Origin of the sequence: Micromonospora sp. NPDC048935 (assembly GCF_043197875.1) — a bacterium.
In the GTDB taxonomy this organism is placed as follows: domain Bacteria; phylum Actinomycetota; class Actinomycetes; order Mycobacteriales; family Micromonosporaceae; genus Micromonospora.
Window position 1 is genome coordinate 166,522 of the sequence record NZ_JBICTZ010000013.1, and the last position, 24,449, is coordinate 190,970.

Here is a 24,449-nt window from a genome sequence, read left to right on the forward strand (position 1 = left end):
AGCCATCGACGGATTCCGTCGTCGTCAAGTCCGTGGACCTAGTCTGCGATCATGAGGGCAACGACGAGCGAAACCGCCAGAAAATGGGGCCTACGGGTGCACATTTTCTCGTACGTGATCGGCAACCTGGCCCAGATCGTGACCTGGTGGCTCTTCACCCCGGACCACTTCTTCTGGCCGCTGTGGTCGATTCTGGGCTGGGGAGTGGGGCTGTTCTTCCACGGCTGGGCGGTCAGGTCACCGGTCAACGTGCAGCCGAAGGGCTGAGCGGGCAGCGACGAATACGGTTTCGCTTCGGCGTGACGTCGGCCGACCTGCGACGGATCAGGGACCCAGGGGTACGACCCGGCCGGTGCTCCCGTCCACCTCGACCGGCGCGCCGTCGGGCAGGGCCGTCGTCGCGTCCGGGACGGCCAGGACGGCCGGGAGGCCCAGCTCGCGGGCGACGATCGCGGCGTGCGACAGGAGGCCGCCGGTCTCGGTGACGACCGCCGCGACCACGCCGAACAGTGGGGTCCAGGCCGGATCCGTGGTGCGGCACACGAGGACGTCACCGGGCCGGACCCGGGCGAAGTCGGCGGGACCACGCACCACGCGTGCCGGCCCGGCGGCGCGACCGGGGCTGCCGGGCGTACCGGTGAGTGCCTCGCTGCCGTCGCCGCCGGCCGTGGACGCGGGAGGGAGGGCGCTGGTGACCGGGCGCGACTGGAGGAGCCAGATCCGGGAGCCGGCGATGGCCCACTCGACATCCTGCGGGCCGCCCAGCAGGTCGGCTGCCTGGCTACCGAGCTGCGCGAGGCGGGTGAGCTCGTCATCGGCGAGACAGAAGCGCTCCCGGTCGGCCCGCGCCACCTCGCGGGTGACCCCGTGGTCGACCCGGGTCTTCTTCGTGCCGAGCGACCGACTGGTGATCTCGCCGCCGGTCAGCGTCCACGAGTCCGGGGTGACGTGGCCGCTGACCACGCTCCCCCCCAAACCCCAGGACGCCTCGACGCGGGTGTCGTCGCCGGTGAACAGCACCCCGGCGACGTCCGCGTCCACCAGGCGTTGCACAAGCACGGCGACCGCCGGCGACCGCGTGTCGCCCTGCCGACGCCGATATTCCACGGCGCGCTCGGACCACACCGACGACCAGCACCCGCGCACGGCGTCAGCCACCTGATCGATGCCACGCACGCCCAGGAAGGTGTCGTGCTGCCCCGCCGCGGTGGCGCGGGCAGTGTCCTCGCTTGTCGCCGACGACCGCACGGCGAGGTGGCCGTCGCCGAGCCGCGGCAGCGCCCGGGCGATCTCGTCGATCAGCTCGGCGGACGGGCCGTCGTCCGCCTGCGCGTGGGCTGCGGTCGGCACCACGAAACCGGGTGGAACCGGCAGGCCCGCGCGGAGCAGCCGGGCGAGCGTGGCGGCCTTGCCGCCGCACGTCGCGGGGTCGGCGTCGGTCAGGTCGATCAGCAACACGCCACCTCCAGCTCCCGGGAAGCCTATCCGGACCCGAGCGGCGCGATTCCCCACTCGCGCCGGGTGTGCGCCGCGTTGACGCCCGGTGGGGGAGTCGGAATGCTGATCACCATGACGCATGCCTCAGCACCGGAGCTGTCCGTCCTGCACGCCGTACGGGTGAGCGGGGTGGCCGACGAGGCGGCGGTCTCCCGCCGCACCGGCATCGACCTGGACACGGCCTCCGAACTGCTGGGGGACTTCGAGGCGTACGGGTGGGTGACACACGTCGAGTTCGCCGGCACCAGCGGGTGGACGCTCACCGAGCGCGGCCGTGCGCAGGACTCCCGCAAGCTCGGCGAGGAGCTGGACCAGACTGGCGCGCGGGCCACCGTCGAACAGGCCCACAAGGAGTTCGAGACCCTCAACGGGCGACTGGTCCGGGCCTGCACCGACTGGCAGTTGCGGCCGGTCGAGGGTGACCGGTTGACGTCCAACGACCACAGCGACCCGCAGTGGGACGGTCGGGTGCTCGACGAGCTCACCGCGATCGGCGCGGAACTGACCCGGCTGACCGGCGTACTGGCGAGCGCGCTGAGCCGGTTCGACGGTTACGCGGATCGGTTCGACGCGGCGCTCGCACGGGGTCGCGCGGGCGACGGGCGCTGGGTGACCGGGGTGGGGGTCGCGTCGTGTCACGCCGTGTGGATGGAGCTGCACGAGGATCTCCTGTCGACGCTCGGGATCGCTCGCGGCGCCGCCGAACCGGGAAGCCGGTAGGTTTGCGCCGTGGCTGTCCGACATCTCTACCTGGCACGACACGGCGCGGCGGACGCCTTCGGCGAACTCACCGAGGTGGGGCACCGGCAGGCCGACCTGCTCGGTCGACGGCTCGCCGGTCTGCCGATCGACGCGGTGTGGCACTCGGTGCTGCCGCGAGCCGCCGCGAGCGCCCGCGAGATCGCCAAGCACCTGCCGGACGTGCCGGTCGCCGAGGCGGCCGAACTCGTCGACCACGTGCCGTACGTGCCGACGCCGGACGAGATGCCCCGCTCCTGGGCCGGCTTCTTCGACGGTTACGACGAGGCCGAGGCGGTGGCCGGCAGACGCACCGCGGATGCCCTGGTGGCGCGGTTCACCACCGCCCCGGAGCGCACCGAGCCGGACTCGCACGAGGTGCTTGTCACGCACGCGTACCCGATCGCGTGGCTGGTGCGGCACGCCCTGGGGGCCCCGCCCACCAGGTGGCTCGGCCTGGACAGCGCGAACACCGGGCTCACCGTAATCGAATACCGGGCCGGGCTGGCACCCACGCTCGTCATGTTCAACGACCAGAGCCACCTGTCCGGTGACCTGCGCTGGACCGGTTTTCGCTCGACCACCCGCCCGTGAGGGGCCTGCCGGGTGCGGCCAGGTCAGGTGGTCTTGAGATCGGCCGCACCGAAGGAGACCGAGAATCGCTTGCACCAGATGGAGACGCTCCGGAAGTCGCCCGGGTCCACCGAGGCCGGTAGGTCGTACACCTGGTTGCCCCTGTTGCCCTTGAGTCGTGCCAGCTCGACCCACTCGCCGTCGTCGAACACGCGCCAGCCGGCCGTGCCCCGGATGACCTGTTGGTCGGTCAGCCACACCCGCAGATCCGGTCCGTTCGACGTCTTAAGGTCGCGCAGGACGAGCCGGTGGCGCCCGTTGGCGAGCCGGTGGATCTCGGCACTGCCGGTCGTCTGGTGCTCGTGGGTGACGAACGTCCCGGCGGCCACGATCTCGTTAGCAGCCGGTGTGGCCTTCGACGCCGGGGCCGGGGTCGCGGGGGCCAGGGTCGTGACGGTCGGGGTCGCGGGAGCCGGGGTCGCGGAGGTCGGCGCGGGGACGGCCGGCGTCGTCCCCGCGCCCGGGATCGCCTCGTCGACGTAGGTGTCGGTGAACAGCTTCCACGGCTGGAACCAGAACAGGGCCAGGGCCGCCACGACGACGGCGCAGGCGAGAGCGGCCCAGGCCACCGGTGACCGGAAGATCGGTTTTCCCACCACCGCAGCGTACGGCCGCGGCAGCCGTCGAAACGGTCGCGAACCCTTTCGGAACCCTTACGACGGCCCGTGCCCCTGCCGACGCCCCCGATGTCAGGGGAGCGTGATGCCGGTGTCCGTGCCGAACAGAGCCCCGCCGCACGGGCAGCCCGCCTGGTCCGGTGGCAACGCCCGGACCGTGTCGCCGAGCAGGAGACGCAGGCGGTCGATGCTTCGGGCGAAGACCGTGAACACCTCCTGCTGGGTGACGCCGTGCCCGACCTCGACGCCCGAGTCGAGGTCGGTCACCAGCGACAGGGCGGTGTAACACAGCGCCAGTTCGCGGGCCAGCACGGCTTCGGGGTGGCCGGTCATGCCGACGACCGACCAGCCCGCCTGGCCGTACCAGCGTGATTCGGCACGCGTGGAGAACCGGGGGCCCTCGATGACGACCATGGTCCCGCCGTCGACCGGTCGCCAGTCGGCGGCCCGGGCGGCGTCGAGGACCGTGGCGCGTCCGACCGGGCAGTAGGGGTCGGCGAACGGCACGTGCACCACCCCGGGAAGTTGCCCGTCCGTGCGTCGTCGTCCGTCGTAGTAGGTCTGCTCGCGACCGCTGGTCCGGTCGACAAGCTGGTCCGGTACGACGAGGGTGCCGGGGCCCAGATCCGGTCGCAGACCGCCCACCGCGCCCGGGGCGAGCACCTGGCGGACGCCCGCCGCCCGCAGCGCCCACAGGTTGGCCCGGTAGTTGATGCGGTGCGGGGGGAGGGTGTGTCGACGTCCGTGCCGGGGCAGGAACACGACGGGTCGCCCGGCGACGTTCCCGACCGACAGCGCGTCGCTCGGCGGCCCGTACGGTGTGTCGACCGCGACCTCGGTGACGTCGTCGAGGAACTCGTAGAAGCCGGACCCGCCGATCACGCCGATCGGCGGGCGGACGTTACCTTCTGACATGCGTGCGTTCTCCTCGGAGAGAGTGGTGTCGACTCAGGAACGGTTCGCGCCGCGCCGGCCGACGACCGTGGCGACGACGAGCACGAGCACGATGACGGCCCAGACGGCGGCCAGCCCGACCGTGAGCCCCAGTGGGTAGTCGCGGTCCGGTAGGCCGGGGTTCGGTGGCGCCGTCGGCGGTCGCCACAGCAGTGGCACCGCGATCAGCAGCAACGTGGCGCTGGCCAGCAGGCCGGCGGTGAGCCAGGCCAGGCGTCGCCGGTCGGGCACCAGTCGGCCCAGCGCCAACCCGACCAACCCGACCAGCGGTGCCACCAGGAGGTCGTGCAGCACCGGGCCGCCGAGAAGCCAGGGCAGGGTGGTGTCGAGCTGGGGGAGGAGCAGCCAACCGCCGTACGCCGCCGCGGCGGCACCGAACACGAGCAGGAGCAGCCGGACGGTTCTCATCGCAGCACCTCCAGCCGGGCCACCCACTTGGTCTGGAGGACGCCCGGCCGGCTCGGGGCGATGAGGCGGCAGGGGTAACCGTGGTCCGGGGACAGTTCCTCGCCATTGATCCGCAGTGCCAGCAGGGTCAGCGGGTCGCGGGCGTGGGCGGCGGGGAGTGTGCTCGCCGCGTACAGGCCGTCGGTCTCCAGTGAGGTGACGCGAACCGGTCGACCGGTGGGTGCGCCGGCGCGGCGCAACAGCTCGACCACGGGCACGCCGGTCCAGTGGGCGGAGAAGCTCCAGCCCTCGACGCAGGCGATCGGCAGTTCCGCCGTACGCTGCGGCAGGGCCGCCAGGTCGGCCAGGGACAGGGCGTACCGACCGCCCGGCCAGAGGATCTCCAACCGCCAGTCGGGTGGGACGGCGATGTGCGCGGCGGCGGCCGTCCGGTTGATCGGCACGCCCTGCGGGCCGGACGCGGACCGCCACGCCAGCGGGGACACCCGACGCAGCCACGGCACGGTGACCCCGGCGGTGGCCAGCACGGCGATGCCGGCGACACCCACCGAGGTACGCAGGAACGCGCGCCGTCCGGACGAGTCCCGGTCGTCCCGCCCACCGGCGCCGGGCCGCAGCGGTGTCCCGAGCGCCGTGCGGGCGACCGGGAGTTTCACCGCGACGTGCAGCAGCAACGCGCCAAGCACCAGCCAGGCGACCGCGTAGTGCGCCGCCGGGAAGAAGAACCCCCACGGGTACGACTGTGCGACGTTGAACAGGCCGGTGACCAGCTCGAAGAACGCGGCACAGACCAGGACCAGGATGGAGATCCGTTCGAGGGCGTGGACGGACAGCCGGATCGGCCGGCGCAGGGGCGGACGGACGAACAGCCGGGGGTAGACGCTCCACAGTTTGGCCAGTAGCAGGGGGATGGCCGCGACGCCGGAGAGCACGTGGACGCCCTGGGTGACCCGGTAGAGGTCGACCGGTCGGGTCGGCCAGGTGAACCAGCCCGGCGGGTGCTGGATGTAGTGGCTGAGCAGACCGGTGACGAAACACAACCCGAACGCCACCCCGAGCCAGAGGCCGAGCCGGGCGGCGACGAGCGGCGAGTGCGTCGGCGCGGTGAAGTCCTCGGGCACGGGGACGCGGGGCCGGCGGATCACGAGCGCACCAACTCGGCGAACCAGCGTGGACCGAACCGCAACGTGGTGGCGACCCGCAGGCCGGCGGCGGTGGCGGTGGCGGTCACCGCCTCCGCCCCGACCCGCGCCCAGCGAAACGCCGGCCCCTGCCGTTCCCCCGCGCCGGACGACCCGGACAGGACGTACGCCTGCCCCTGCCACAGCCCGGCCCCCGGAGGCTCCACCTCGACCAACAGTGTCCCGTCGGCCGCGATCAGGGCCCCGCACCGGCGCAGCAGTCGGACCGGGTCGCCGCCGATGCCGATGTTGCCGTCGATGAGCAGGGCGTGCGCCCACCTCCCCTCGCCGGGCAGGGGCTCGAAGACGTCGCGGCGCAGGGCCACCACACCCCGGCCCTGGGTCAGCCGTACCGCCTCGGCGGAGATGTCCACCCCCAACGCCACGAGGCCACGCTTGGCGAGTGCCACGGTCAGTCGGCCGGGGCCGCAACCGAGGTCGATCGTGGGCCCGTCGCAGCGGGCGGCGACGGACTCGATCGCCGGCTCGGGTGGGCCGTGCCAGCGCCGTACCGGCAGCAGGTCACGTCGCCCGTCGCCGTGCACCAGCCAGTGGTCGGGCTGCGCCGGCGGCAGCGGTGCGACAGGTGTGCCGCGGGCATCCTGGTCGGCCGGCCACCCGTCGCGTCCGCCCAGCACCACGGCGAAACCGTCGAGACTTATCGTCGAGGTCACCGGGGGAGCCCGCTCACCAGTTGGCCACCCACCGACGCGACGGCAGCCGCGAACCGGGTGCCGGGCAGGTCGGCCGCGACCGCCGTCGCGGTGGTCCAGTCGTCGACGTCCCGCTGCACCGGCAGGGTCACCGGCCGGATGCCGCGCAGGTGCAGAGCGGCGAGGGTACGGCGACCGGTGTCGTCCGTCGACATGGGCACGTCGCGCAACGCGTCGGCGTCCGCCGGGTCGCGTAACCCGAGTGCCCACCAGCCGCCGTCGAGCGCCGGCCCGAACACCGCCCCGTGTGCGGCGAGCAACTCCAGGGCGGTGGTGAGCAGCGCCGGCCGGACCTGCGGCGTGTCCATGCCGATCTGCAGCACCGGCCGGCCGGGGAAGGCCGCGCCGGTGTCGGCGTGCGCGTTCGCGAGGCGGTCGGCGAACGTGTCGCCGCGCTGGGCGAGCAGGTGCCACCCCGCCAGCGCGGCGGTCAGCTCGGTGGCGTACTCGGCGTCGGCGAACCGGCCGGTGTGGGCCAGCACGGGAATCGTCGACGCGGTGGCGCGTACCGCCGCGAGGGTGTCCAACAGCGCCGCCGCCGCGATCCGGGCCGCCTGTCGGGGGTTGGCCGGAGGGCAGAGGCGCGTCTTGGCCAGCCCTGCGACAGGCGCCTTCGCGACCAGGAGCAGAACGTTCACCGGCCACCGCCGACACCGGAGCGCAGCACTCCGGCGAAGTCCCGGGTCGCCCGCACCGTGCCCCGGACCGACCCGGAGACCTTCGACCTGGTGCCGGCGGCCCGGGGCGCGTACGCGACGTCCAGCTCGGTGATCCGCCAGCCCGCCTCGGCCGCGCGGAGCAGCAACTCCAGGGGGTAGCCGAACGCGCGGTCCTGGACGCCGAGGCCCAGGAGCGCCGCGTGCCGGGCCACCCGGATCGGGCTGATGTCGTACACCGGCACACCACGACGGCGCAGCAGCGCGGCGACGAGCGCGTTCCCGGCCCGGGCATGCCACGGCCACGCCTCCGCCGACACCGGTCGACGTCGCCCGACGGCGAGATCCGCCCCACCGTCGAGCAGCGCCCCGACGAGCCTGGGCAACTCCGCCGGATCGAACGAGCCGTCCGCGTCGAGGACGCAGACCAGCTCCGCGTCCGCCGCCAGCAGGCCGGTGTGGACGGCCGCGCCGTACCCACGCTTCGGCTCGTGGACGACCCGGGCCCCGTACTCGGCCGCGACGGCCGGCGAACCGTCGGTGGAGCCGTTGTCGACCACGATGGCGCGGTAGCCGGGCGGCAGCCCGCTCAGTACGGCAGGCAGTGCGGCCGCCTCGTCCAGGCACGGCATCACCACGTCGATCGTTGTGTGCATACCGGCGACGCTAGGCCCGCCACCGGGCGTCCGGACCGCTGTTCCTCCTTACGAATCGCTTACGCGGCAGGGGATCTTACGAGACCCTGACGTCCCGGCGTGTGGCTGTCGGATCCCTGGTCAAAGGTCGTATCGTCGGCCGTCACCATGACCATGATGACCCGGCCGGGACGACCCCGGTCCGCCGATCTGATCGTCCTCGGTGCCGAGGTGGCCCTGCTCGTCGTCGCCGTCGTCGTCGGCGCGTTGCTCAACCATCGGGGCGTGCGGCTCTACGCGGACGCCGCCCCGATCTACGCCTCCTGGCAGCCCCATGTGGGCCCCGGCACCCCCGCCGCGCTTCTCGTCGCGGCGCTGTTCGTGTGGCGGGGCACACGCTGGGCGACCGACACGCGGTGGCCGCGGCTGCTTGTCGTCGGCTACCTCGCCGCGGTGCTCTGGACGCTGTCGCTGGCGCTGGTGGACGGCTGGTCCGCCGGGTTGACCGAGCGGCTCACCGTGCAGGCCGAGTACCTGTACGAGGTGCCGGGGGTGACGGATGTCGGCGCAATGCTGTCCGGTTTCGCCGGCCGGATCGTCGACTTCCAGCCCGGTTCGTGGTCCACCCACACCGCCGGTCACCCACCGGGTGCGTTGCTGTTCTTCGTCTGGCTGGAGCGGATCGGCCTGGGCGGCGGCACCGCCGCCGGGCTCGCCTGTGTGCTGCTCGGCGCCACGGTCTCGGTGTCGGTCCCGGTGACGTTGCGGGCGCTCGGCGCCGAGGACGCGGCGCGGGCGGTGTGGCCGTTCCTGGTCGTCTTCCCCGGGGCGGTCTGGGTGGGCGCGTCCGCGGACGGCATCTTCGCCGCGGTGGTCGCCGCCGGGCTGGCGCTGCTGGCGGCGGGCGGCCGACCCCGGGCCGTGCTCGGTGGGCTGCTGCTCGGCTTCGCGCTCTACCTGTCGTACGGGTTCGTCCTGGTCGGGATGCTCGCGTTGGCGGTGGTGCTGCTGCGGGCCCGCGACCGCCTCGGCGTGCTCGTGGTCGCGGTGACGGCGGTCGCGGTGGTCGTCGCCGCGTTCACCCTGTCCGGTTTCTGGTGGCTGGACGGCTACCACCTGGTGTCCCGTCGTTACTACCAGGGCTGGGCGGCGGACCGCCCGTACGGCTACTGGATCTGGGCGAACCTCGCCGCCCTGCTCCTCTCGGCCGGGCCGGTGGTCGGGCCGGCGCTGCGGCGGGCGGTGGCCGCGCTGTGGATCGGCGCACCGCGCCCACCGCTCGCGGAGGCCCTCCGAGCGCGGATCACCGGCGCCGGACCCACCGTGTGGTTACCCGTCGCGGCGGCGGCGGCCGTGCTCGCGGCGGACCTGTCCGGGCTCAGCAAGGCCGAGGTGGAGCGGATCTGGCTACCGTTCACCGTCTGGTTGTTGGTCGCCACCGCGCACCTGCCCACCGGGCACCGACGCCTGTGGCTGGCGGCCCAGGCCGCCACGGCGCTGGCCGTCAACCACCTACTGTGGACGGTGTCGTGAGCGCTGCCGGCTCCCGCATGACCGCGGTGGTGAAGTCGGAGATCCCGGCGGCGAACCCGACCCGGGCGGTGAAACCGAGCAGCCGGGTCGCGCGGGCCGGATCGGCCACGACATGCCGTACGTCGGCCGCCCGCCCGCCCCCGACGGTGACCGGCGTCGGCCCGCCCATCGCCGAAGCCAGCTCGTGGGCCAGCTCACCGACGGTGTGCGGTTCGCCCGAGCAGACGTTGACCGGGACCAGCGGGTCCGGTGCCGGTGTCGACAGGGCCAGCACGTTGGCCGCGGCGACGTCTGTCACGTGGACGAAGTCGCGCCGTTGCCGGCCGTCCTCCAGGACCCGGGGCGGTTGCCCGGCGGCCAGGGCCGACCGGAAGATCGACGCCACCCCGGCGTACGGGGTGTCGCGGGGCATCCGTGGTCCGTAGACGTTGTGGTAACGCAGTGCCCAGACCGACCCGCCGGTCTGCCGGGCCCAGGCCCCGGCGAGGTGTTCCTGGGCCAGCTTGGTGGCGGCGTACGTGCTGTGCGGCTCCAGCGGCGCGTCCTCGGGCACGAGACCGGGGGAGAGCGTCTCGGCGCAGCGGGGGCAGGTCGGGTCGTACCGGCCCTCGGCGAGGTCGGCGGCGCGGCGGCCGACCGGCCGGACGACTCCGTGTGCGGGGCAGTGGTAGCGGCCCTCGCCGTAGACCACCATCGAGCTGGCCAGCACGAGGCGGCGTACCCCGGTGGCGTGCATCGCCGCGAGGAGGGTGGCCGTGCCGAGGTCGTTGTGCGCGGCGTACCGGGGGGCGTCGGCCGGGTCGACGCCGTGGCCGACCATGGCCGCCTGGTGGCAGACCGCGTCGACCCCGGTCAGCAGCCGGGTCAGCAACTCGCCGTCGCGGACGTCGCCGACCACCAGATCGTGCCGCGCCCAGGGCGGCGGCGTCGGGCCGTGCGCCTCCGGCACGAGCGCGTCGACGGCCACCACCTCGTGCCCGTCGGCGCTGAGCAGGTCGGCGACGTGGGAGCCGATGAACCCGGCAGCCCCGGTGACAAGTATCCGCATTCCGGTCACCGTAGGACCCCGGGTACGCCCACACCGCGTGCGGGGCGCAGCCGTAAGAACCTCGTTAGGTCTCGCCGGTGCGGTGGGTGCCCGGTGCCTGGCTACGCTGGGCGGATGGACACGCCGGGGCCGGCTGGCCGGGACGGGGGGCGTTCGTGACACAGCGGGTGCTTGTGGTCGACGACGACCAGACCGTCAGTGACGTCATCTGCCGATACCTCGAACACGACGGCTTCCAGGTGAGCCACGCCGGGGACGGGGCGATGGCACTCGCGGCGGTGGCGCGGCAGACACCGGATCTGGTCGTGCTCGACCTGATGCTGCCCAAGATCAATGGCCTCCAGGTCTGCCGGGAGCTGCGGGCCCGGCCGGACGGCGTACCGATCATCATGCTGACCGCCCGGGGTGACGAGTCCGACCGGATCCTCGGGTTGCAGCTCGGCGCGGACGACTACCTGACCAAGCCCTTCTCCCCCCGGGAGTTGGTGCTGCGGGTCCGTTCGGTGCTCCGTCGCGCCGGCGGCGGGCCGCCACCCGGGCGGCCGGAGGCGCTCACCGACGGCAGCCTGGTGGTGCACACGACCTCTCGCACCGCCCGCCTCGCCGGCACCGACCTGGCGCTGACGTTGCGGGAATTCGACCTGCTCGTCTACCTCATGCGGCATCCGTCCCGGGTGTTCAGCCGAGCCGAACTCCTCGAACAGGTCTGGGGCTGGAACTTCGGGGACCACTCGACGGTGACCGTGCACGTCCGCCGGCTGCGCGAGAAGATCGAGGCGAACCCGGCCGATCCGCGGCGGATCGTCACCGTCTGGGGCGTCGGCTACCGGTACGAGCCCGCCGATGCGTGACCTGCTGCTGATCTTCGCGATCGCCCTCGGCGCGGCCGTGGGCATCGGGCTCGCCGGCGCGGTGCTGCTCCGCGCGCTGCGGCGCAGCTCGATCACCGTGCACGTCAACGTGCTGCTCACCACCACGGTGGTCGCCGTCGTCGTCGGGGTGATGGCGGTCGCGGAGGCGATGTTCCTCTCCGCCCACGACCTCGAAGTGGTCCTGATCACCGTCGCGGCGGCGGCGGTGGTCAGCCTCGCCGTCGGTGGGCACTTCGGCCGTCGACTGGCCCGCGCCGCGGTCTGGCGCGACCAGGCCCGGGAGCGGGAACGGCGACTGGAGAAGGGCCGGCGCGACCTGGTCGCCTGGGTCTCCCACGACCTGCGTACGCCGCTGGCCGGGCTGCGGGCCATGGCGGAGGCGCTGGAGGACCGGGTGGTCCGCGATCCGGAGACCGTCGACGAGTACCACCGGCGCATCCGGCTGGAGACCGACCGGATGACCCGACTCGTCGACGACCTGTTCGAGCTGTCCCGGATCAACGCGGGAGCACTGCGGTTGTCGTTGCGGGCGGTGTCGCTCGGCGAGGTGGTCTCGGACGCGCTGGCCAGCACCATCCCTCTGGCCGACGCCCGGCGGATCAAGCTGATCGCCAGCGAGTCGGGGTGGCCGACGGTTGCCGCGAGCGAACCGGAGCTGGCCCGGGTCGTGGCCAACCTGCTGCTCAACGCCGTGCGCTACACCCCGGAGGACGGCACCGTACGCATCGAGGCCGGTCACGAGGAGGACCACGCCTGGCTGTCGGTCGCCGACACCTGCGGGGGCATCCCCCCGGCCGACCTTCCCCGGCTGTTCGACATCGCGTTCCGCGGCGAACCGGCCCGCACGCCCCGTGCCGGCGACGGCGGGGCGTCCGGGGGGCTCGGCCTGGCCATCGTCCACGGTCTGGTGGAGGCGCACGGCGGTCGGGTCGAGGTGCGCAACACCCCCGAGGGCTGCCAGTTCCTGGTCCGGCTGGCCACCGCCTGACGCCCCGGTCGCCCCGCCGGGCGCCTGTCGACGTCACGGCTCCGGCCCGGAGCCGGAGCCTCGACTATGCCCTGTTCCTCCACGTGCGCACCGCATCGACGGCCGCCACGGTGTTCGGGTGGTCGTCGCCCAGCACCCGTCGTCGGTCGTCGAGCACCTTCTCCATGATCGTGATGGCCTCGTCGAGACGGCCCGCTTGCCGGTAGCAGGCGGCCAGGTTGGCCCAGGCGGTGATCGCGTCCGGATGGTCGGCGCTCAGCACCCGCACCGCGTCGTCGACCACCTTCTCCATGATGGTGGTGGCCTCGTCGACGCGGCCTGCCTGCCGATAGCAGGCGGCCAGGTTGGCCCACGCGGTGATGGTGCTCGGGTGGTCGTCGCCCAGCACCCGTCGTCGGTCGTCGAGCACGTTCTCCGTGATGGTGGTGGCCTCGTCGGTGCGGCCCGCCTGCTGGTAGGAGGTGGCCAGATTCGCGCGGGCGGTGATGGTGTGGGGGTGGTCGTCGCCCAACACCCGCACCGCGTCGTCGACCACCTTCTCCATGATGGTGATGGCCTCGTCGGTGCGGCCCGCCTGCCGGTACGAGGCGGCGAGGTTGGCGCGGGCGGTGATGGTGTGGGGGTGGTCGTCGCCCAACAACCGCACCACGTCCTTGAGCACCTTCTCCTCGATGGTGATGGCCTCGTCGGTGCGGCCCGCCTGCCAGTAGGAGGCGGCGAGGTTGGCGCGGGCGGTGATGGTGTGGGGGTGGTCGTCGCCCGACACCCGCGACCGATCCTTGACTACCTTCTCCTCGATGGGAATGGCCTCGTCGGTGCGGCCCGCCTGCCGGTAGGAGGTGGCCAGGTTGGCCCAGGCGGTGATCGTGTCCGGGTGGTCGTCGCCCAGCACCCGCACCGCGTCGTCGACCATGCGGTGCCAGTGGTCGACGGCAAGGGCGTTCAGCCCCCACCGCAGGAGGCTGTCACCGGCCCGGTACAGCAGCGAATGCCCGTCGGGGCGCCACAGCAGGTCACCGGCGAGGCCGGCCAGGGTGCTGGTGTTGGCACGCAGCGCATAGACCAGCTCGGGGGTGGCGTGGTCATTCTCCGGCCACAACTGGAGCAGCGCGGCGGCGGCGGTGTGGGCGACCGTGGACGGGTCGATCGTGCTGGCTTCCCGGCTGGCGCGGGCGGTCAGCGCGTGGACCCGCACCGCGCGGGGACCGTCAGCGGGGGTGTGCGTCAGCAGGCCGTAACGGTGCAGCGTCCGCAGGGCCGTGCCGGACTGGTCGGCGGTGACGGGCCTGTCGACCTGGTCGGACAGGTAGCCGGTGACCGCGGTGGTCTTCCACAACTCGTCGGGGTGGCCGTCGGGGCTGAGCACCGCTGCCAGCGCCAGGGCCGGGCGGGCCAGCCCGATCGGGCTGGCCCGGTCGGCGGCGTCCAGGGCGAGCAGGAGCGTGACCGCCACCGGTCGGCCGTAGCCGTCGGGGTCGCTGCCGGCGGGCATCACCTCGGCCACCCGGGCGGCGGCGGTGTAGCGGGTCAGATAGTCCGCGCACCCGATCGCCTGGTCGATCATGTAGGCGGTGGCGTGGGACAACGCCAGGGGCAGGTGCCCGACGGCGGCGGCCAGGTCGCCCGTGCTCGCGTCGAGCAGGTCGGGACACCCGGCCTCGGCGAGCCGGTCGGTCAGGTACGCCAGCGACTCGCTCGGGCTGTACACGCCGATGTCGATGCTCCGCCGACCGCCGGTGGCCAGGGCCGCGTCGCGGCGGCGGGTCGTCGCGAGCGTCCACCCGGTCGATCCCTGCGGCGGCCACCAGCCGACCAGGTCGGCCGGGTCGGTGATGTCGTCCAGGACGATCAGCCAGGTCCGGTCGGTGGTGTGCAGCCACTCGCAGAAGGCGGTGGCGTCGGTGGCCGGTTCCGTGCCGTCGGCCCCCGGTGCGCCGACGCGCAGCGCGGCCCGCGCGTACCCGGTGATGATCTGCTCAGTGCTGCCCGCGGGCACCCACACCACCAGATCCGTGGTCCGTTCCTGCTGGGCCTGATGGGCGAACCACGCCGCGAGCTGCGACTTGCCGACCCCACCCTCACCGGCGAGGACCCGCGTACGCGTCCGTGCCGGCCGCGCGTCGTGTTGGGTCAACACCACGTCGGCCCCGTGGGCACGGGCGTCCTGGATCCTCTCCCGTACGGCCTGCCGGGGTTGGAACGCCGAGGCCAACGCCGGCGGCTGCCCCACCTGGACCGGCCACCTCGCCGTCGTGGGCGGGTGGTGGTGGTGCTCGTGGAATTCGGGCCGGACATCGCCGTGGATGACGCCGGTGTTGGCGACACCGGCCCGGTCGGCCCTCGCGGCACCGGAACCGGTGACCCTCGCCGCGGCGGGCGGATCGAGCGGCGAGGTCACGGCCCTGGCCGGCGCCGCAGACCGGTGTTGGCCACCGAACCCGGACCGTCCGCTGTCGCCTCTCCGGAACGGGTGACCCGCGCCGGACGGTCCGTACCGACCACGTCCGCGCCCGTGTTCGCCTGCCCGCCGCCCGTGGCACGGGCCGCGCCCGTGTCCTCGACCCGGTCCGGCTCCACCATCGACACACCCCCTGACCCAGGGGCGGGCAGCAGGTACGGCGCGGCCACCGCGACGAGCGCCACCACCACGCTGATGGCACTGGCCAGCTTGTCGGCCTTGTCCAGACCCACCACGACCAGGTACGCCACCAACCCGGCAATGATCACACCGAACGTGACGCGACCGGCCCACACCCACGCTCGCCCACGACGAGGCACCCTGCCTCCACCCATAACGATCGGCATCGCTGGTTACTGGTGGTCAGTCTACGAACACGCGCCAACCTCGGCGCGACGGCACCGCGACAGGTCAGGACCGCCGCCACACCCGGAACGTCTGGTCGAGTCGCCACGTGCCGTCGGGCTGTCGTGCCTCGTTGCGCCAGCGGAACTCGTCTGCCTCGATGTCGGAGAAGGTCCAGCGCAGGTCGCCGCCGTCGAGCACGATCTGCTCGCCGACGCGAGAGGCCAGGAAGGTGTGTGTCCGACGCCGTCCCGGTCCCACCCACGTGGAGCGCCAGACCCCCGCGCCGGCCGCGGGATCGGGGAATCGCACGCTGACGCCGTGTTCGACACCGGGCAGGATCCAGACGTCGGTGGTGGCCCGGCCGCCCAACGCGTACCCGAAATGCCACTCGCCTCGCCGTACGGTGCCGGACCCGTTGGGGTCGTACTCGGTGCAGTCCAGCGCCCAGGAGCCCGAGAACTGCCCAAACAGGCTGAGGTCGACGCCGTCGGCTGGCTCGTCCGCGAGGAAGGCGGCACCGATGGCCCCGGATGACGTGAGCACCATGACGGAACAATAGCGCCGGCCGTGGCGGCGCGATCAAGACGAACGAGCTTCGTCGATCCTTGACACTCGTTGATGCGATCGCTAACACTGTCCGCAACGCGAACTTAACGAGCAGAACACATTGTGCCTGTACCGCGCGGTGCAACAGAGTTGTCCTGTGTGGTAGGCCGCCCGCCGCCCCAGAGCGTGAAGCCCCGAGCCGCGCCCGAGTTGATCTTGTTAACGCTAACATCGAATGTCGTTCCGGAAGGGGAGTCGTGACAGTGGTTCCGTGGCGAACGACAGCGGCATCCACCGCCGGGGCCCGCGGCCACTCCCACATCCGGATCCTGGTGCTCTCCGTCGTGGCCGCCGCCGCGTTCGTGGTGGTCGCCGACGGGCCGGCGCAGGCCGCCACCCTGCCGACCGGCGCGGTCTCGCTGGAGGCGGTCAACCAGGCCGGGCGGTTCGTCCGGCACGTCAACTATCTCGGTCAGCTCGACCCGGTGACCTCCGGCAGCGCCAACCAGACCAAACTCGATGCCACCTTCACCGTCGTCAACGGCCTGGCATCCCCCGCCTGCTACTCGTTCCAGACCAAGACCGGCATGTTCCTGCGGCACCGCGACTACCGGCTCCGGGTCGACCCCAACACCGGCGACGCGGGATTCCGCGCCGACGCCACCTTCTGCGCGGTGGACGGCTCGGTCTCCGGATCGGTGGCACTCACCTCGTACAACTACCCGGACCGGCGGATCCGGCACCGCGACTTCGCGCTCTGGATCGACACCTACCAGGACACGGCCGCGTTCCGGGCGGACAGCTCCTTCCGCCTCGCCGCGCCGTGGGTGCCCAAGGCCACCAAGGGGCCGGTGCTCCCGGGCCTCTTCGCCGACCCGCACCTGGCCGTCTTCAACGGCCGCTACTACCTGTACCCGACCACCGACGGCTACGCGGGCTGGGCAGGCACCTACTACAAGGCGTTCTCCTCCACCGACCTGGTCAACTGGACCGACCACGGCGTGATCCTCGACCACGGCCCGGACGTGTCCTGGGCGGACAACTCGGCCTGGGCGCCGGCGGTGGCCACCGCCAACGGCCGCTACTACCTGTACTTCAGCGGCGGCGCCGCCAGCGGCAACACCGCCAAACAGCTCGGCGTGGCCGTGGCCGACAGCCCCACCGGGCCGTTCCGCGACGCGCTGGGCCGGCCGCTCGTCCGCAGCGACCAGTTCTCCGGCGGGCAGGCGATCGACCCGATGGTGTTCACCGACGACGACGGGCAGTCCTACCTGTACTGGGGTCAGGGCGTCGCCCGGGCCGTACGGCTGAACGCGGACATGACCTCCTTCGACGCGGCACAGGTACGGGTCGTCACGCCGTCCGGCTACAACGAGGCCCCATTCGTGTTCCGGCGCAACGGCCTCTACTACTTCATGTGGTCGGAGAACGACACGCGCAGCGAGGACTACCGGGTCGCGTACGCCACCGGCCCGTCGCCCCTCGGGCCGTGGACCAGGCGCGGCGTGGTGCTGCAGAAGCGGCTCGACGTCGGCGTCAGGGGCACCGGCCACCACTCCGTGGTCCGGGCACCCGGCAGCGACACCTGGTACATCGCCTACCACCGGTTCGCCGTGCCGGCCGGCAACGGCACCAACCGGGAGACCGCCATCGACCGGATGGAGTTCAACGTCGACGGCACCATCCGCCCCGTCGTACCGACCCTCTAGCTGACCCGGATGCCCCTCCGCGAAGGAGAAAGACACATGTCGAGAGTCCTCGCGCGGCTCGGCGCGGTCGCGATGGCCGCGTGTCTGCTGTTCACCACCTGGTCGGCGACGACACCGAAGGAGGCGTCCGCACTCGACCCGACGGTCGGTTACCTGATGGCGCACTTCACCGGCGAGTCGTCGACCGCCCAGCAGATCTACCTCGCCCACAGCACCGACGGCCTGCGCTGGACCGACCTCAACAACGGCGGGCTCGTCCTGCGCTCCACGGTCGGCACCCGTGGCGTCCGCGACCCCGCCCTCGTCCGCTCGCCCGCCGGCGACAGGTACTGGATCATCGCCACCGACCTGTGCATCGGCTGCGGCCAGGACTGGTCGACCGCGATCAACAACGGCAGCCGCAACCTCGTCGTGTGGGAGTCCACCGACCTGGTCAACTGGTCCGCGCCGTGGCTGCTGAACGTGGCCGGCGCGATCCCGGACGGACGCAACGCCTGGGCGCCGGAGGCGATCTGGAACCCGGACACCGGCGACTACGTCCTCTACTGGGCGACGAACGTCCCGCTCAACGGGGTGACCAAACACCGCATCTACGCCGCGCGCACGGCGAACTTCCGCAGCATCACCACGCCGCAGCTCTACATCAACCGACCCGGTAACCAGGAGATCATCGACACCCAGATCGTCGAGGTGCCGTCCGGTGTCGGCGCCTACCGGTACGTGCGGGCCTCCCGGGACGGCCAGATCGCCATCGAGGGCAGCAACTCCATCCTCGGCACCTGGACGAGCCTCGGGAACCTGTCCGGCATCGGGCTGACCGGTGCCCAGGTCGAAGGCCCGATGTGGCTGAAGTACAACAACCGCAACGAGTGGGTGCTCTACCTCGACCAGTACGCCAGCGGGCGCGGCTACCTGCCGGTGCTGACCACCAACCCGTCCAGCACGAGCGGTTACCGGCTGCCGGCGTCCGGCTCGTACGCCATGGGTGGCACCAAGAAGCGGCACGGGACGATCCTCAACCTGACCGCCGCCGAACAGGACCGGGTGCTCGCCCGCTGGCCCGTCACCGCGGTCAACCGGATCCAGTCGTACAACTTCCAGGACCGGTACGTGCGGCACTACGACTACGACGTCCGCATCGACCCGAACGTCAGCCCGGCCCAGGACGGCCAGTGGCGGGTCGTGCCCGGCCTGGTCGGCTCCGGCACGGTCTCCATCCAGTCGGTCAACTACCCGGGCTACTACCTGCGCCACTACGGCTTCGACTTCCGCCTGGAAGCCAACGACGGCAGCGCCACCTTCGCCGCCGACGCCACCTTCCGACAGGTCGCCGGCCTCGCCAACTCCTCGTGGACGTCGTTCCAGTCCTACAGCCACCCGGACCGCTACATCCGGCACTACGCCTACCTGCTCCGGCTCGACCAGATCCCCGACGCGCAGAGCCGTGCCGACGCGACCTTCCGCGTGACCAGCTAACACCTCGAGATGTCGAGCCCGGAGAGGCGCGAACTAGTGATTGGACAACGTATGAAACGGATCAGCCGGTCGATGCGCCGGACGATGATCGCCCTGGTGGCCGCCGTGACGGCGATGGTCGGCGGTGTGGTCGTCGTCGCGTCGTCGCCCGCGGTTGCCGCCACCAACCAGTTCCGCGGCATGAACTGGGCCATGTTGGGTGACAACTTCAAGACCAGCCCGCTCGTCGTGCAGGGTCTGAGCATGTCCGACAGCAACGCGACGGTGCGGGCCAAGGCCAATGCCATCTACGACGACATGGCGTCCACCATGGGCGTCAACACCGTCCGGCTGCCCATCAACACCCACACGGTGGGCACCGCCTGGTGGGAGGCATACCGGGGCGCCATCGACGCCGCCACCGCCCGCGGCTTCAAGGTCATCCTCGCCTACTGGGAGGACGCCGCCGCCTCCGGCGGCAGGATCACGAACCTCGGCGCGTGGAACACGATGTGGTCCACGGTGACCAACACGTACGGCTCGAACACCAACGTCTACTTCGAGCCGATGAACGAGCCGCACGGTTACAGCTCGACGGAGTGGCGCAACGTCGCCGCGAACTGGCTCAGCTACCACACCTCGGCGGTGCCCGGCCGGGTGCTGATCGGCGGCACCGGCTTCAGCCAGGACCTGCGCGACATCTGCAACGACAGCCGCTTCAACTCGACGCTGCTGTCCTTCCACTACTACACCTTCTTCTACGGCGCGATGACCTACGACGGCTTCCGCAGCCACATCCGGGAACGCCTCGGCAACTGCGCCTCGCGCGCGGTCGCCACCGAGTTCGGCGCACCCATGAACGACGGCCGCAACTACGCCGACGCGGGCAGCACCGACAACTTCGTGCGCTACATCCGCGCCATGGCCCAGGTCATGCGGGACAACCAGATGGGCGGCACCTACTGGCCGGCCCTCGGCGGCAAGACCGGCACCATCGGCTACGACTGGTACTCGATGTTCGCCCTCACCGGCAGCGGCACCGACCTCAACCTGACCGTCCGCAACACCTCCGGCGCGGACCGGATCCGGTACGCGTGGGGCGACACCATCGGCGGTGGCGACCCGACGACGCCTCCGCCGTCGACGGGGACGTTCTACCGGCTCGACGTGCGGCACAGCGGCAAGGCCATGAACGTCCAGTCGCCGAACACCGACAACGGCGCGCGCGTCGCCCAGTACACGTACGGCGGCAACGCCTGGCAGCAGTGGCAGTTCCAGGACGCCGGCAGCGGTTACTGGCGCATCGTCAGCCGGCACAGCGGCAAGTGCCTCGACGTGGTGAGCGCGTCGACCGCCGACGGTGCCGAACTCGTCCAGTACACCTGCGGCAGCGGCACCAACCAGCAGTTCCAGATGGTCACCAACGGCAGCTACTTCCAGCTCCGGGCCCGACACAGCAACAAGTGCGTGGACGTGCCGGCCGCGGCGACCGGGGACGGCGTGGTCCTCAAGCAGTACACCTGCAACACCGGCACCAACCAGCAGTGGTCCCGCACGGTCGTCTGACCGTCGTCGCGACCCGGGCACGGTACGGCCCGCACACCCCGAGCGTCGGGGGTGCGGGCCGTACCCGCTCTCCGTCCACGGGAGCGCCGAGCTGGGCCCGGCGGCGGCTGTCCGGCGCGGTTCTGCGGTGCAGCGGTGTCAGTGCGCTCCGCTGACCTGCGCCTCGTCACCGACCTCGCCGGCGAACTGTGCCTGGTAGAGACGGCAGTACGCGCCGTCGGCGGCGAGCAGTTCCGGCTCCGTGCCCTGCTCGACGAGACGCCCGTCCTCCAGCACGAGGATCAGGTCGGCGTTGCGGATCGTCGACAGCCGGTGCGCGATGACGAAGGTCGTCCGTCCCTCCCGCAGCGCCCCCATCGCGCGTTGGACCAGCACCTCGGTACGCGAGTCGAGCGAGGTGGTCGCCTCGTCCAGGATCAGCAGCGGCGGGTCGGCGAGGAACGCCCGTGCGATGGTCACCAACTGCTTCTCGCCCGTGCTGATGTTGCCGCCGATCTCGTCGATGACGGTGTCGTACCCGTCGGAGAGGCTGCGGACGAAACGGTCGACGTAGGTCGCCCGCGCCGCGGCGACGATCTCATCGTCGGTCGCGCCCAACCGGCCGTAGGCGATGTTGTCCCGGATCGTGCCACCGAACAACCAGGCGTCCTGCAGGACCATGCCGATGCGGCCACGCAGGTCGGCCCGGGGCAGCCGGGCGATGTCCACACCGTCGAGGGTGATCCGACCGCCGTCCAGCTCGTAGAACCGCATGATGAGGTTGACCAGGGTGGTCTTCCCGGCACCGGTGGGGCCGACGATCGCCACGGTCTGGCCCGGCTCGACGGTGAGGGACAGATCCGTCATCAACGGCGCGCCCGGGGCGTACCCGAAGGAGATCTTCTCGAAGGTCACCCGGCCGGAACCCGGCAGGGTCGGTCGGACGGCCGCCGCGGCCACCGCCGGTTCCGGGCTCTCCTCCTCGGCGTCGAGGAGGTCGAACACCCGCTCGGCGCAGGCCACGCCGGACTGCACCAGGTTCGCCGTGGACGCGACCTGGGCCAGCGGCTGGCTGAACTGCTGGGAATAGTGGATGAACGCCTGCACGTCACCGAGCGAGATGGCGCCGGTCGCCACCCTGATCGCGCCGACCACCGCGATGCCGACGTAACTGAGGTTTCCGATGAGGACCATCAGGGGCAGGATGATCCCGGACATGAACTGGGCGCGGAAGCCCGCCTCGTACAGCTCGTCGTTCGTCGCGGTGAGCGACGCCAGCACCTCGCGCCGGCGGCCGAACACCCGGATCAGCTCGTGGCCGCTGAACGCCTCCTCGACCTTGGCGGTCAGCGTGCCGGTGCTCGCCCACTGTGCGGTGAAGTGCCGCCGCGACCGCTTCGCGATCTGGCCGGTGACCACCGCGGACAGCGGCAGCGCGACAAGCGCGATGACGGCCAGCAGCGGGGACACCACGATCATCATGACGAGTACGCCGACGACCGTGAGGAGTGAGGTCAGCAGTTGGCTCAGGGTCTGCTGCAGGCTCTGCGCGATGTTCTCCACGTCGTTGGTGGCCCGGCTGAGCAGCTCACCCCGAGGTTGCCGGTCGAAGTACGACAGCGGCAACCGGTTGATTTTCGCCTCGACCTCGGTACGGAGCTGCCGTACCGCCCGCTGCACGACGCCGGCGAGCAGGTGCCCCTGCAACCAGCCGAGCACGCTGGCGCCCACGAACAGGCCCAGGGCCAGCAGCAGCACCTGACCGAGCCGGGTGAAGTCGACACCGACGCCGGGCACCGGATGGATGCGGTACAGCATGTCGGCCAGGGTGTCGTCGCCGGCTGCCCGCGCCTCGGCGATGCTCTGGTCGAGGCTCGTCCCGGCGTCGAGCCGCTGCCCCACGACACCGGTGAAGATGAGGTCGGTGGCGTGCCCGAGGACCAGCGGGCCGAGCACGTAGAGCACCACGCTGACCACGGCCAGCCCGACGAGGGACAGCAGGCGCAGGCGCTCGCCGGCCAACCGCCGGATGAGCCGGGCGGCGGACGGCCCGAACGCCCTCGGCTTGGCCGCTGGCGCGGCCGCGAGCTCCGCAGCGCCGGAGGGCGCCTGCACGCTGCTCACACGATCGCCATCGGTTGCGACCTGACGATCTCGGCGTACGTGGGGCAGGTTTCCAGGAGGTAGTCGTGCGTCCCCACGCCCACGGCCCGACCACCGTCGAGGACGACGATCTGGTCCGCGTCCACGATCGTGGAGACGCGTTGCGCCACGACGATGACAGTCATCCGCGCGGTGACGGCGCGCAGGGCCGCGCGGAGCCGGCTCTCCGTGCCCAGGTCGAGCGCGGAGAACGGATCGTCCAGCAGCAGCACGTCCGGCCGCTTGACCAGCGCCCGCGCGATGGACAGCCGTTGCCGCTGCCCGCCGGAGACGTTGGTGCCACCCTGCGTGATCGGCGCGTCGAGGCCCGCGGGCATCTGCGCCACGAAGTCCCGCGCCTGCGCGACGTCGAGGGCAGCCCACAACTCCTCGTCGGTGGCCGCCGGGTCACCGTAGCGGAGGTTGCTGGCGACGGTGCCGGAGAACAGGTAGGGCTTCTGCGGCACCAGTGCGACCCGGGACCACATCTCCTCCAGGTTCAACTCGCGGACGTCGATCCCACCGATCCGTACCGCGCCGGCGGTCGTGTCGAGCAGCCTCGCCACCAGCGACAGCAGCGTCGACTTGCCGGCCCCGATGCTGCCGACCAGGGCGGTGGTCTGCCCCGCCGAGGCCCGGAAGCTCACGTCGTCCAGCACCGGCTCGGCGGCGCCCGGGTGCCGGAACTGGACCGCGTCCACCGTCAGGTCCGCGTACGCGAGCGGCGGCGTGACCGGATGGGCGGCGGGCACCACCGAGGAGTGGGTGTCCAGCACGTCCCAGACCCGCCCGGCGCCCACCGTGGCGCGGGGCACCATCATCAGGATGAAGGTCGCCATCAGCACCGACATGAGGATCAACATCAGGTAGCTCAGCAGGGCGGCGAGCGAACCGATCCCCACCAGGCCCGCGTCTGCCCGTCGGCCCCCGAACCAGAGCACGGCCACGCTCGACAGGTTGAGCACGAGCGTCACCGTCGGCAGGACCAGGGCCAGCAGCCGGCCCGCCCGGATGGCGGTGCCGGTGAGGTCGGCGTTGGCGCGCTCGAAGCGGGCCTTCTCGTGCGCCTCCCGTACGAATGCCCGGACCACGCGTACGCCGGCGATCTGCTCGCGCAACATCGCGTTGATGGTGTCGATCCTGATCTGCATCGACCGGTACTGCGGCACCAGCCGCCGGGCCATCAGGCCGATGGCCACCGCCAGCAACGGCACGATCAGGATCATGAGCCAGGACAGGCCCGGGTCTTCCCGGATCGCCATGACCAGGCCGCCGACGCACATGATGGGAGCGGTGACCAGCATGGTGAGCGACAGCATGAGCAGCAGTTGCAGATGCTGGACGTCGTTGGTGCACCGGACGGTCAACGACGACGGGCCGAAGCGGGCGATCTCACGGCTGGAGAACTCGGCGACCTGCGCGAAGATGGCCAGGCGCAGGTCGCGTCCGACGCCCATCGCCGCTCGGGCGCTGAGGTAGGCGACCGCGATCAGGCAACCGACCTGAACCGCCGCCACGGCCAGCATGCGGAGCCCGGTCAGCAGGATGTATCCGGTGTCGCCGGTCGCGATGCCCCGGTCGATGATGTCGGCATAGAGGCTGGGCAGGTAGAGCGTCGCCAGCGTGCCGACCAGCTGCCACAGCGCCACGTAGGCGAGCTGTCGCCGGTAGGGGCGCAGGCACCGACGCAGCAACCGGATCAGCACAAGGCGAGGCTATCGGCGGGCGGCCCCCGCCAGAATGCGGTTTCGTAGGCAGAAACTGTCTGACCGG

General features: G+C 71.9%; 23 protein-coding genes. 9 read left to right on the forward strand and 14 right to left on the reverse strand.

The window, feature by feature from the left end; all coding sequences use genetic code 11:
- Positions 1 to 51 precede the first annotated feature (51 nt).
- Complete coding sequence (locus ACGFIW_RS29165) at positions 52 to 267, forward strand: 2TM domain-containing protein (protein WP_393322363.1); 216 nt, start codon at positions 52 to 54, stop codon at positions 265 to 267.
- A gap of 57 nt (positions 268 to 324) precedes the next feature.
- Here the strand turns inward: ACGFIW_RS29165 and ACGFIW_RS29170 are convergent, their stop codons facing one another.
- Positions 325 to 1,458: a PEP/pyruvate-binding domain-containing protein gene (locus tag ACGFIW_RS29170; RefSeq protein WP_393322366.1), complete on the reverse strand. Its 1,134-nt coding sequence runs from the start codon at positions 1,456 to 1,458 to the stop codon at positions 325 to 327.
- A 99-nt stretch (positions 1,459 to 1,557) separates the two neighbouring features.
- On the opposite strand from ACGFIW_RS29170, the gene ACGFIW_RS29175 reads away from it, so the two are divergent.
- Both ACGFIW_RS29175 and ACGFIW_RS29180 read left to right on the forward strand, forming a co-directional pair.
- Positions 1,558 to 2,217, forward strand: a complete 660-nt coding sequence (locus tag ACGFIW_RS29175) for a transcriptional regulator (protein ID WP_393322369.1) — start codon at positions 1,558 to 1,560, stop codon at positions 2,215 to 2,217.
- Between the two features lie 9 nt (positions 2,218 to 2,226).
- Positions 2,227 to 2,829, forward strand: a complete 603-nt coding sequence (locus ACGFIW_RS29180) for a histidine phosphatase family protein (RefSeq protein WP_393322372.1) — start codon at positions 2,227 to 2,229, stop codon at positions 2,827 to 2,829.
- A gap of 23 nt (positions 2,830 to 2,852) precedes the next feature.
- On the opposite strand, the gene ACGFIW_RS29185 is transcribed toward ACGFIW_RS29180, so the two are convergent.
- The 7 genes from ACGFIW_RS29185 to ACGFIW_RS29215 form a co-directional block, all read right to left on the reverse strand.
- A complete protein-coding gene (locus ACGFIW_RS29185; protein ID WP_393322375.1) occupies positions 2,853 to 3,464 on the reverse strand; it encodes a DM13 domain-containing protein in 612 nt (203 codons plus the stop codon).
- 93 nt (positions 3,465 to 3,557) lie between these two features.
- Complete coding sequence (locus ACGFIW_RS29190) at positions 3,558 to 4,400, reverse strand: S-methyl-5'-thioadenosine phosphorylase (protein WP_393322378.1); 843 nt, start codon at positions 4,398 to 4,400, stop codon at positions 3,558 to 3,560.
- Positions 4,401 to 4,433: 33 nt separating this feature from the next.
- Positions 4,434 to 4,847 (reverse strand): hypothetical protein, encoded by a 414-nt coding sequence (locus tag ACGFIW_RS29195; RefSeq protein WP_393322381.1) that lies wholly within the window; start codon positions 4,845 to 4,847, stop codon positions 4,434 to 4,436.
- Positions 4,844 to 5,992: a molybdopterin-dependent oxidoreductase gene (locus ACGFIW_RS29200; RefSeq protein ID WP_393322384.1), complete on the reverse strand. Its 1,149-nt coding sequence runs from the start codon at positions 5,990 to 5,992 to the stop codon at positions 4,844 to 4,846. Before ACGFIW_RS29200 ends, ACGFIW_RS29195 begins: the two co-directional genes overlap by 4 nt.
- Positions 5,989 to 6,702 carry a methyltransferase domain-containing protein gene (locus tag ACGFIW_RS29205; protein ID WP_393322387.1) on the reverse strand — a complete coding sequence of 238 codons (714 nt, stop codon included), beginning with the start codon at positions 6,700 to 6,702 and terminating at the stop codon, positions 5,989 to 5,991. Before ACGFIW_RS29205 ends, ACGFIW_RS29200 begins: the two co-directional genes overlap by 4 nt.
- A complete protein-coding gene (locus ACGFIW_RS29210; RefSeq protein WP_393322389.1) occupies positions 6,699 to 7,379 on the reverse strand; it encodes a DUF2064 domain-containing protein in 681 nt (226 codons plus the stop codon). The genes ACGFIW_RS29205 and ACGFIW_RS29210 overlap by 4 nt, the downstream gene beginning before the upstream one ends.
- On the reverse strand, positions 7,376 to 8,053 hold the full coding sequence (locus ACGFIW_RS29215) for a glycosyltransferase family 2 protein (RefSeq protein ID WP_393322392.1): 678 nt from the start codon (positions 8,051 to 8,053) through the stop codon (positions 7,376 to 7,378). The genes ACGFIW_RS29210 and ACGFIW_RS29215 overlap by 4 nt, the downstream gene beginning before the upstream one ends.
- A gap of 147 nt (positions 8,054 to 8,200) precedes the next feature.
- On the opposite strand from ACGFIW_RS29215, the gene ACGFIW_RS29220 reads away from it, so the two are divergent.
- On the forward strand, positions 8,201 to 9,565 hold the full coding sequence (locus ACGFIW_RS29220; RefSeq protein ID WP_393322394.1) for a hypothetical protein: 1,365 nt from the start codon (positions 8,201 to 8,203) through the stop codon (positions 9,563 to 9,565).
- Here the strand turns inward: ACGFIW_RS29220 and ACGFIW_RS29225 are convergent.
- Positions 9,537 to 10,613: an NAD-dependent epimerase/dehydratase family protein gene (locus tag ACGFIW_RS29225; RefSeq protein WP_393322396.1), complete on the reverse strand. Its 1,077-nt coding sequence runs from the start codon at positions 10,611 to 10,613 to the stop codon at positions 9,537 to 9,539. The genes ACGFIW_RS29220 and ACGFIW_RS29225 overlap by 29 nt on opposite strands.
- Before the next feature lie 155 nt (positions 10,614 to 10,768).
- Here ACGFIW_RS29225 and ACGFIW_RS29230 point away from each other — a divergent pair, with 155 nt between their 5' ends.
- Complete coding sequence (locus tag ACGFIW_RS29230) at positions 10,769 to 11,464, forward strand: response regulator transcription factor (protein WP_393322399.1); 696 nt, start codon at positions 10,769 to 10,771, stop codon at positions 11,462 to 11,464.
- Positions 11,457 to 12,473: a sensor histidine kinase gene (locus ACGFIW_RS29235; RefSeq protein WP_393322402.1), complete on the forward strand. Its 1,017-nt coding sequence runs from the start codon at positions 11,457 to 11,459 to the stop codon at positions 12,471 to 12,473. Before ACGFIW_RS29230 ends, ACGFIW_RS29235 begins: the two co-directional genes overlap by 8 nt.
- Before the next feature lie 64 nt (positions 12,474 to 12,537).
- Here ACGFIW_RS29235 and ACGFIW_RS29240 read toward each other — a convergent pair whose 3' ends face one another.
- The 3 genes from ACGFIW_RS29240 to ACGFIW_RS29250 form a co-directional block, all read right to left on the reverse strand.
- Positions 12,538 to 14,871 carry a tetratricopeptide repeat protein gene (locus tag ACGFIW_RS29240; RefSeq protein WP_393322405.1) on the reverse strand — a complete coding sequence of 778 codons (2,334 nt, stop codon included), beginning with the start codon at positions 14,869 to 14,871 and terminating at the stop codon, positions 12,538 to 12,540.
- Positions 14,868 to 15,251 carry a hypothetical protein gene (locus ACGFIW_RS29245; protein WP_393322408.1) on the reverse strand — a complete coding sequence of 128 codons (384 nt, stop codon included), beginning with the start codon at positions 15,249 to 15,251 and terminating at the stop codon, positions 14,868 to 14,870. The genes ACGFIW_RS29240 and ACGFIW_RS29245 overlap by 4 nt, the downstream gene beginning before the upstream one ends.
- Before the next feature lie 91 nt (positions 15,252 to 15,342).
- On the reverse strand, positions 15,343 to 15,825 hold the full coding sequence (locus ACGFIW_RS29250) for a hypothetical protein (RefSeq protein WP_393322411.1): 483 nt from the start codon (positions 15,823 to 15,825) through the stop codon (positions 15,343 to 15,345).
- Between the two features lie 257 nt (positions 15,826 to 16,082).
- On the opposite strand from ACGFIW_RS29250, the gene ACGFIW_RS29255 reads away from it, so the two are divergent.
- From ACGFIW_RS29255 to ACGFIW_RS29265, 3 genes are read left to right on the forward strand one after another with little or no spacing between them, the layout of a single operon-like run.
- Positions 16,083 to 17,534: a family 43 glycosylhydrolase gene (locus ACGFIW_RS29255; RefSeq protein ID WP_393322414.1), complete on the forward strand. Its 1,452-nt coding sequence runs from the start codon at positions 16,083 to 16,085 to the stop codon at positions 17,532 to 17,534.
- A gap of 36 nt (positions 17,535 to 17,570) precedes the next feature.
- Positions 17,571 to 19,010 carry a glycoside hydrolase family 43 protein gene (locus ACGFIW_RS29260; RefSeq protein ID WP_393322417.1) on the forward strand — a complete coding sequence of 480 codons (1,440 nt, stop codon included), beginning with the start codon at positions 17,571 to 17,573 and terminating at the stop codon, positions 19,008 to 19,010.
- A 51-nt stretch (positions 19,011 to 19,061) separates the two neighbouring features.
- Entirely contained in the window at positions 19,062 to 20,555 is a 1,494-nt protein-coding gene (locus ACGFIW_RS29265; protein WP_393322420.1) for an RICIN domain-containing protein, read from the forward strand.
- A gap of 138 nt (positions 20,556 to 20,693) precedes the next feature.
- Here ACGFIW_RS29265 and ACGFIW_RS29270 read toward each other — a convergent pair whose 3' ends face one another.
- On the reverse strand, positions 20,694 to 22,706 hold the full coding sequence (locus tag ACGFIW_RS29270; RefSeq protein ID WP_393322440.1) for an ABC transporter ATP-binding protein: 2,013 nt from the start codon (positions 22,704 to 22,706) through the stop codon (positions 20,694 to 20,696).
- Complete coding sequence (locus ACGFIW_RS29275; RefSeq protein WP_393322423.1) at positions 22,655 to 24,382, reverse strand: ABC transporter ATP-binding protein; 1,728 nt, start codon at positions 24,380 to 24,382, stop codon at positions 22,655 to 22,657. Before ACGFIW_RS29275 ends, ACGFIW_RS29270 begins: the two co-directional genes overlap by 52 nt.
- Positions 24,383 to 24,449 lie beyond the last annotated feature (67 nt).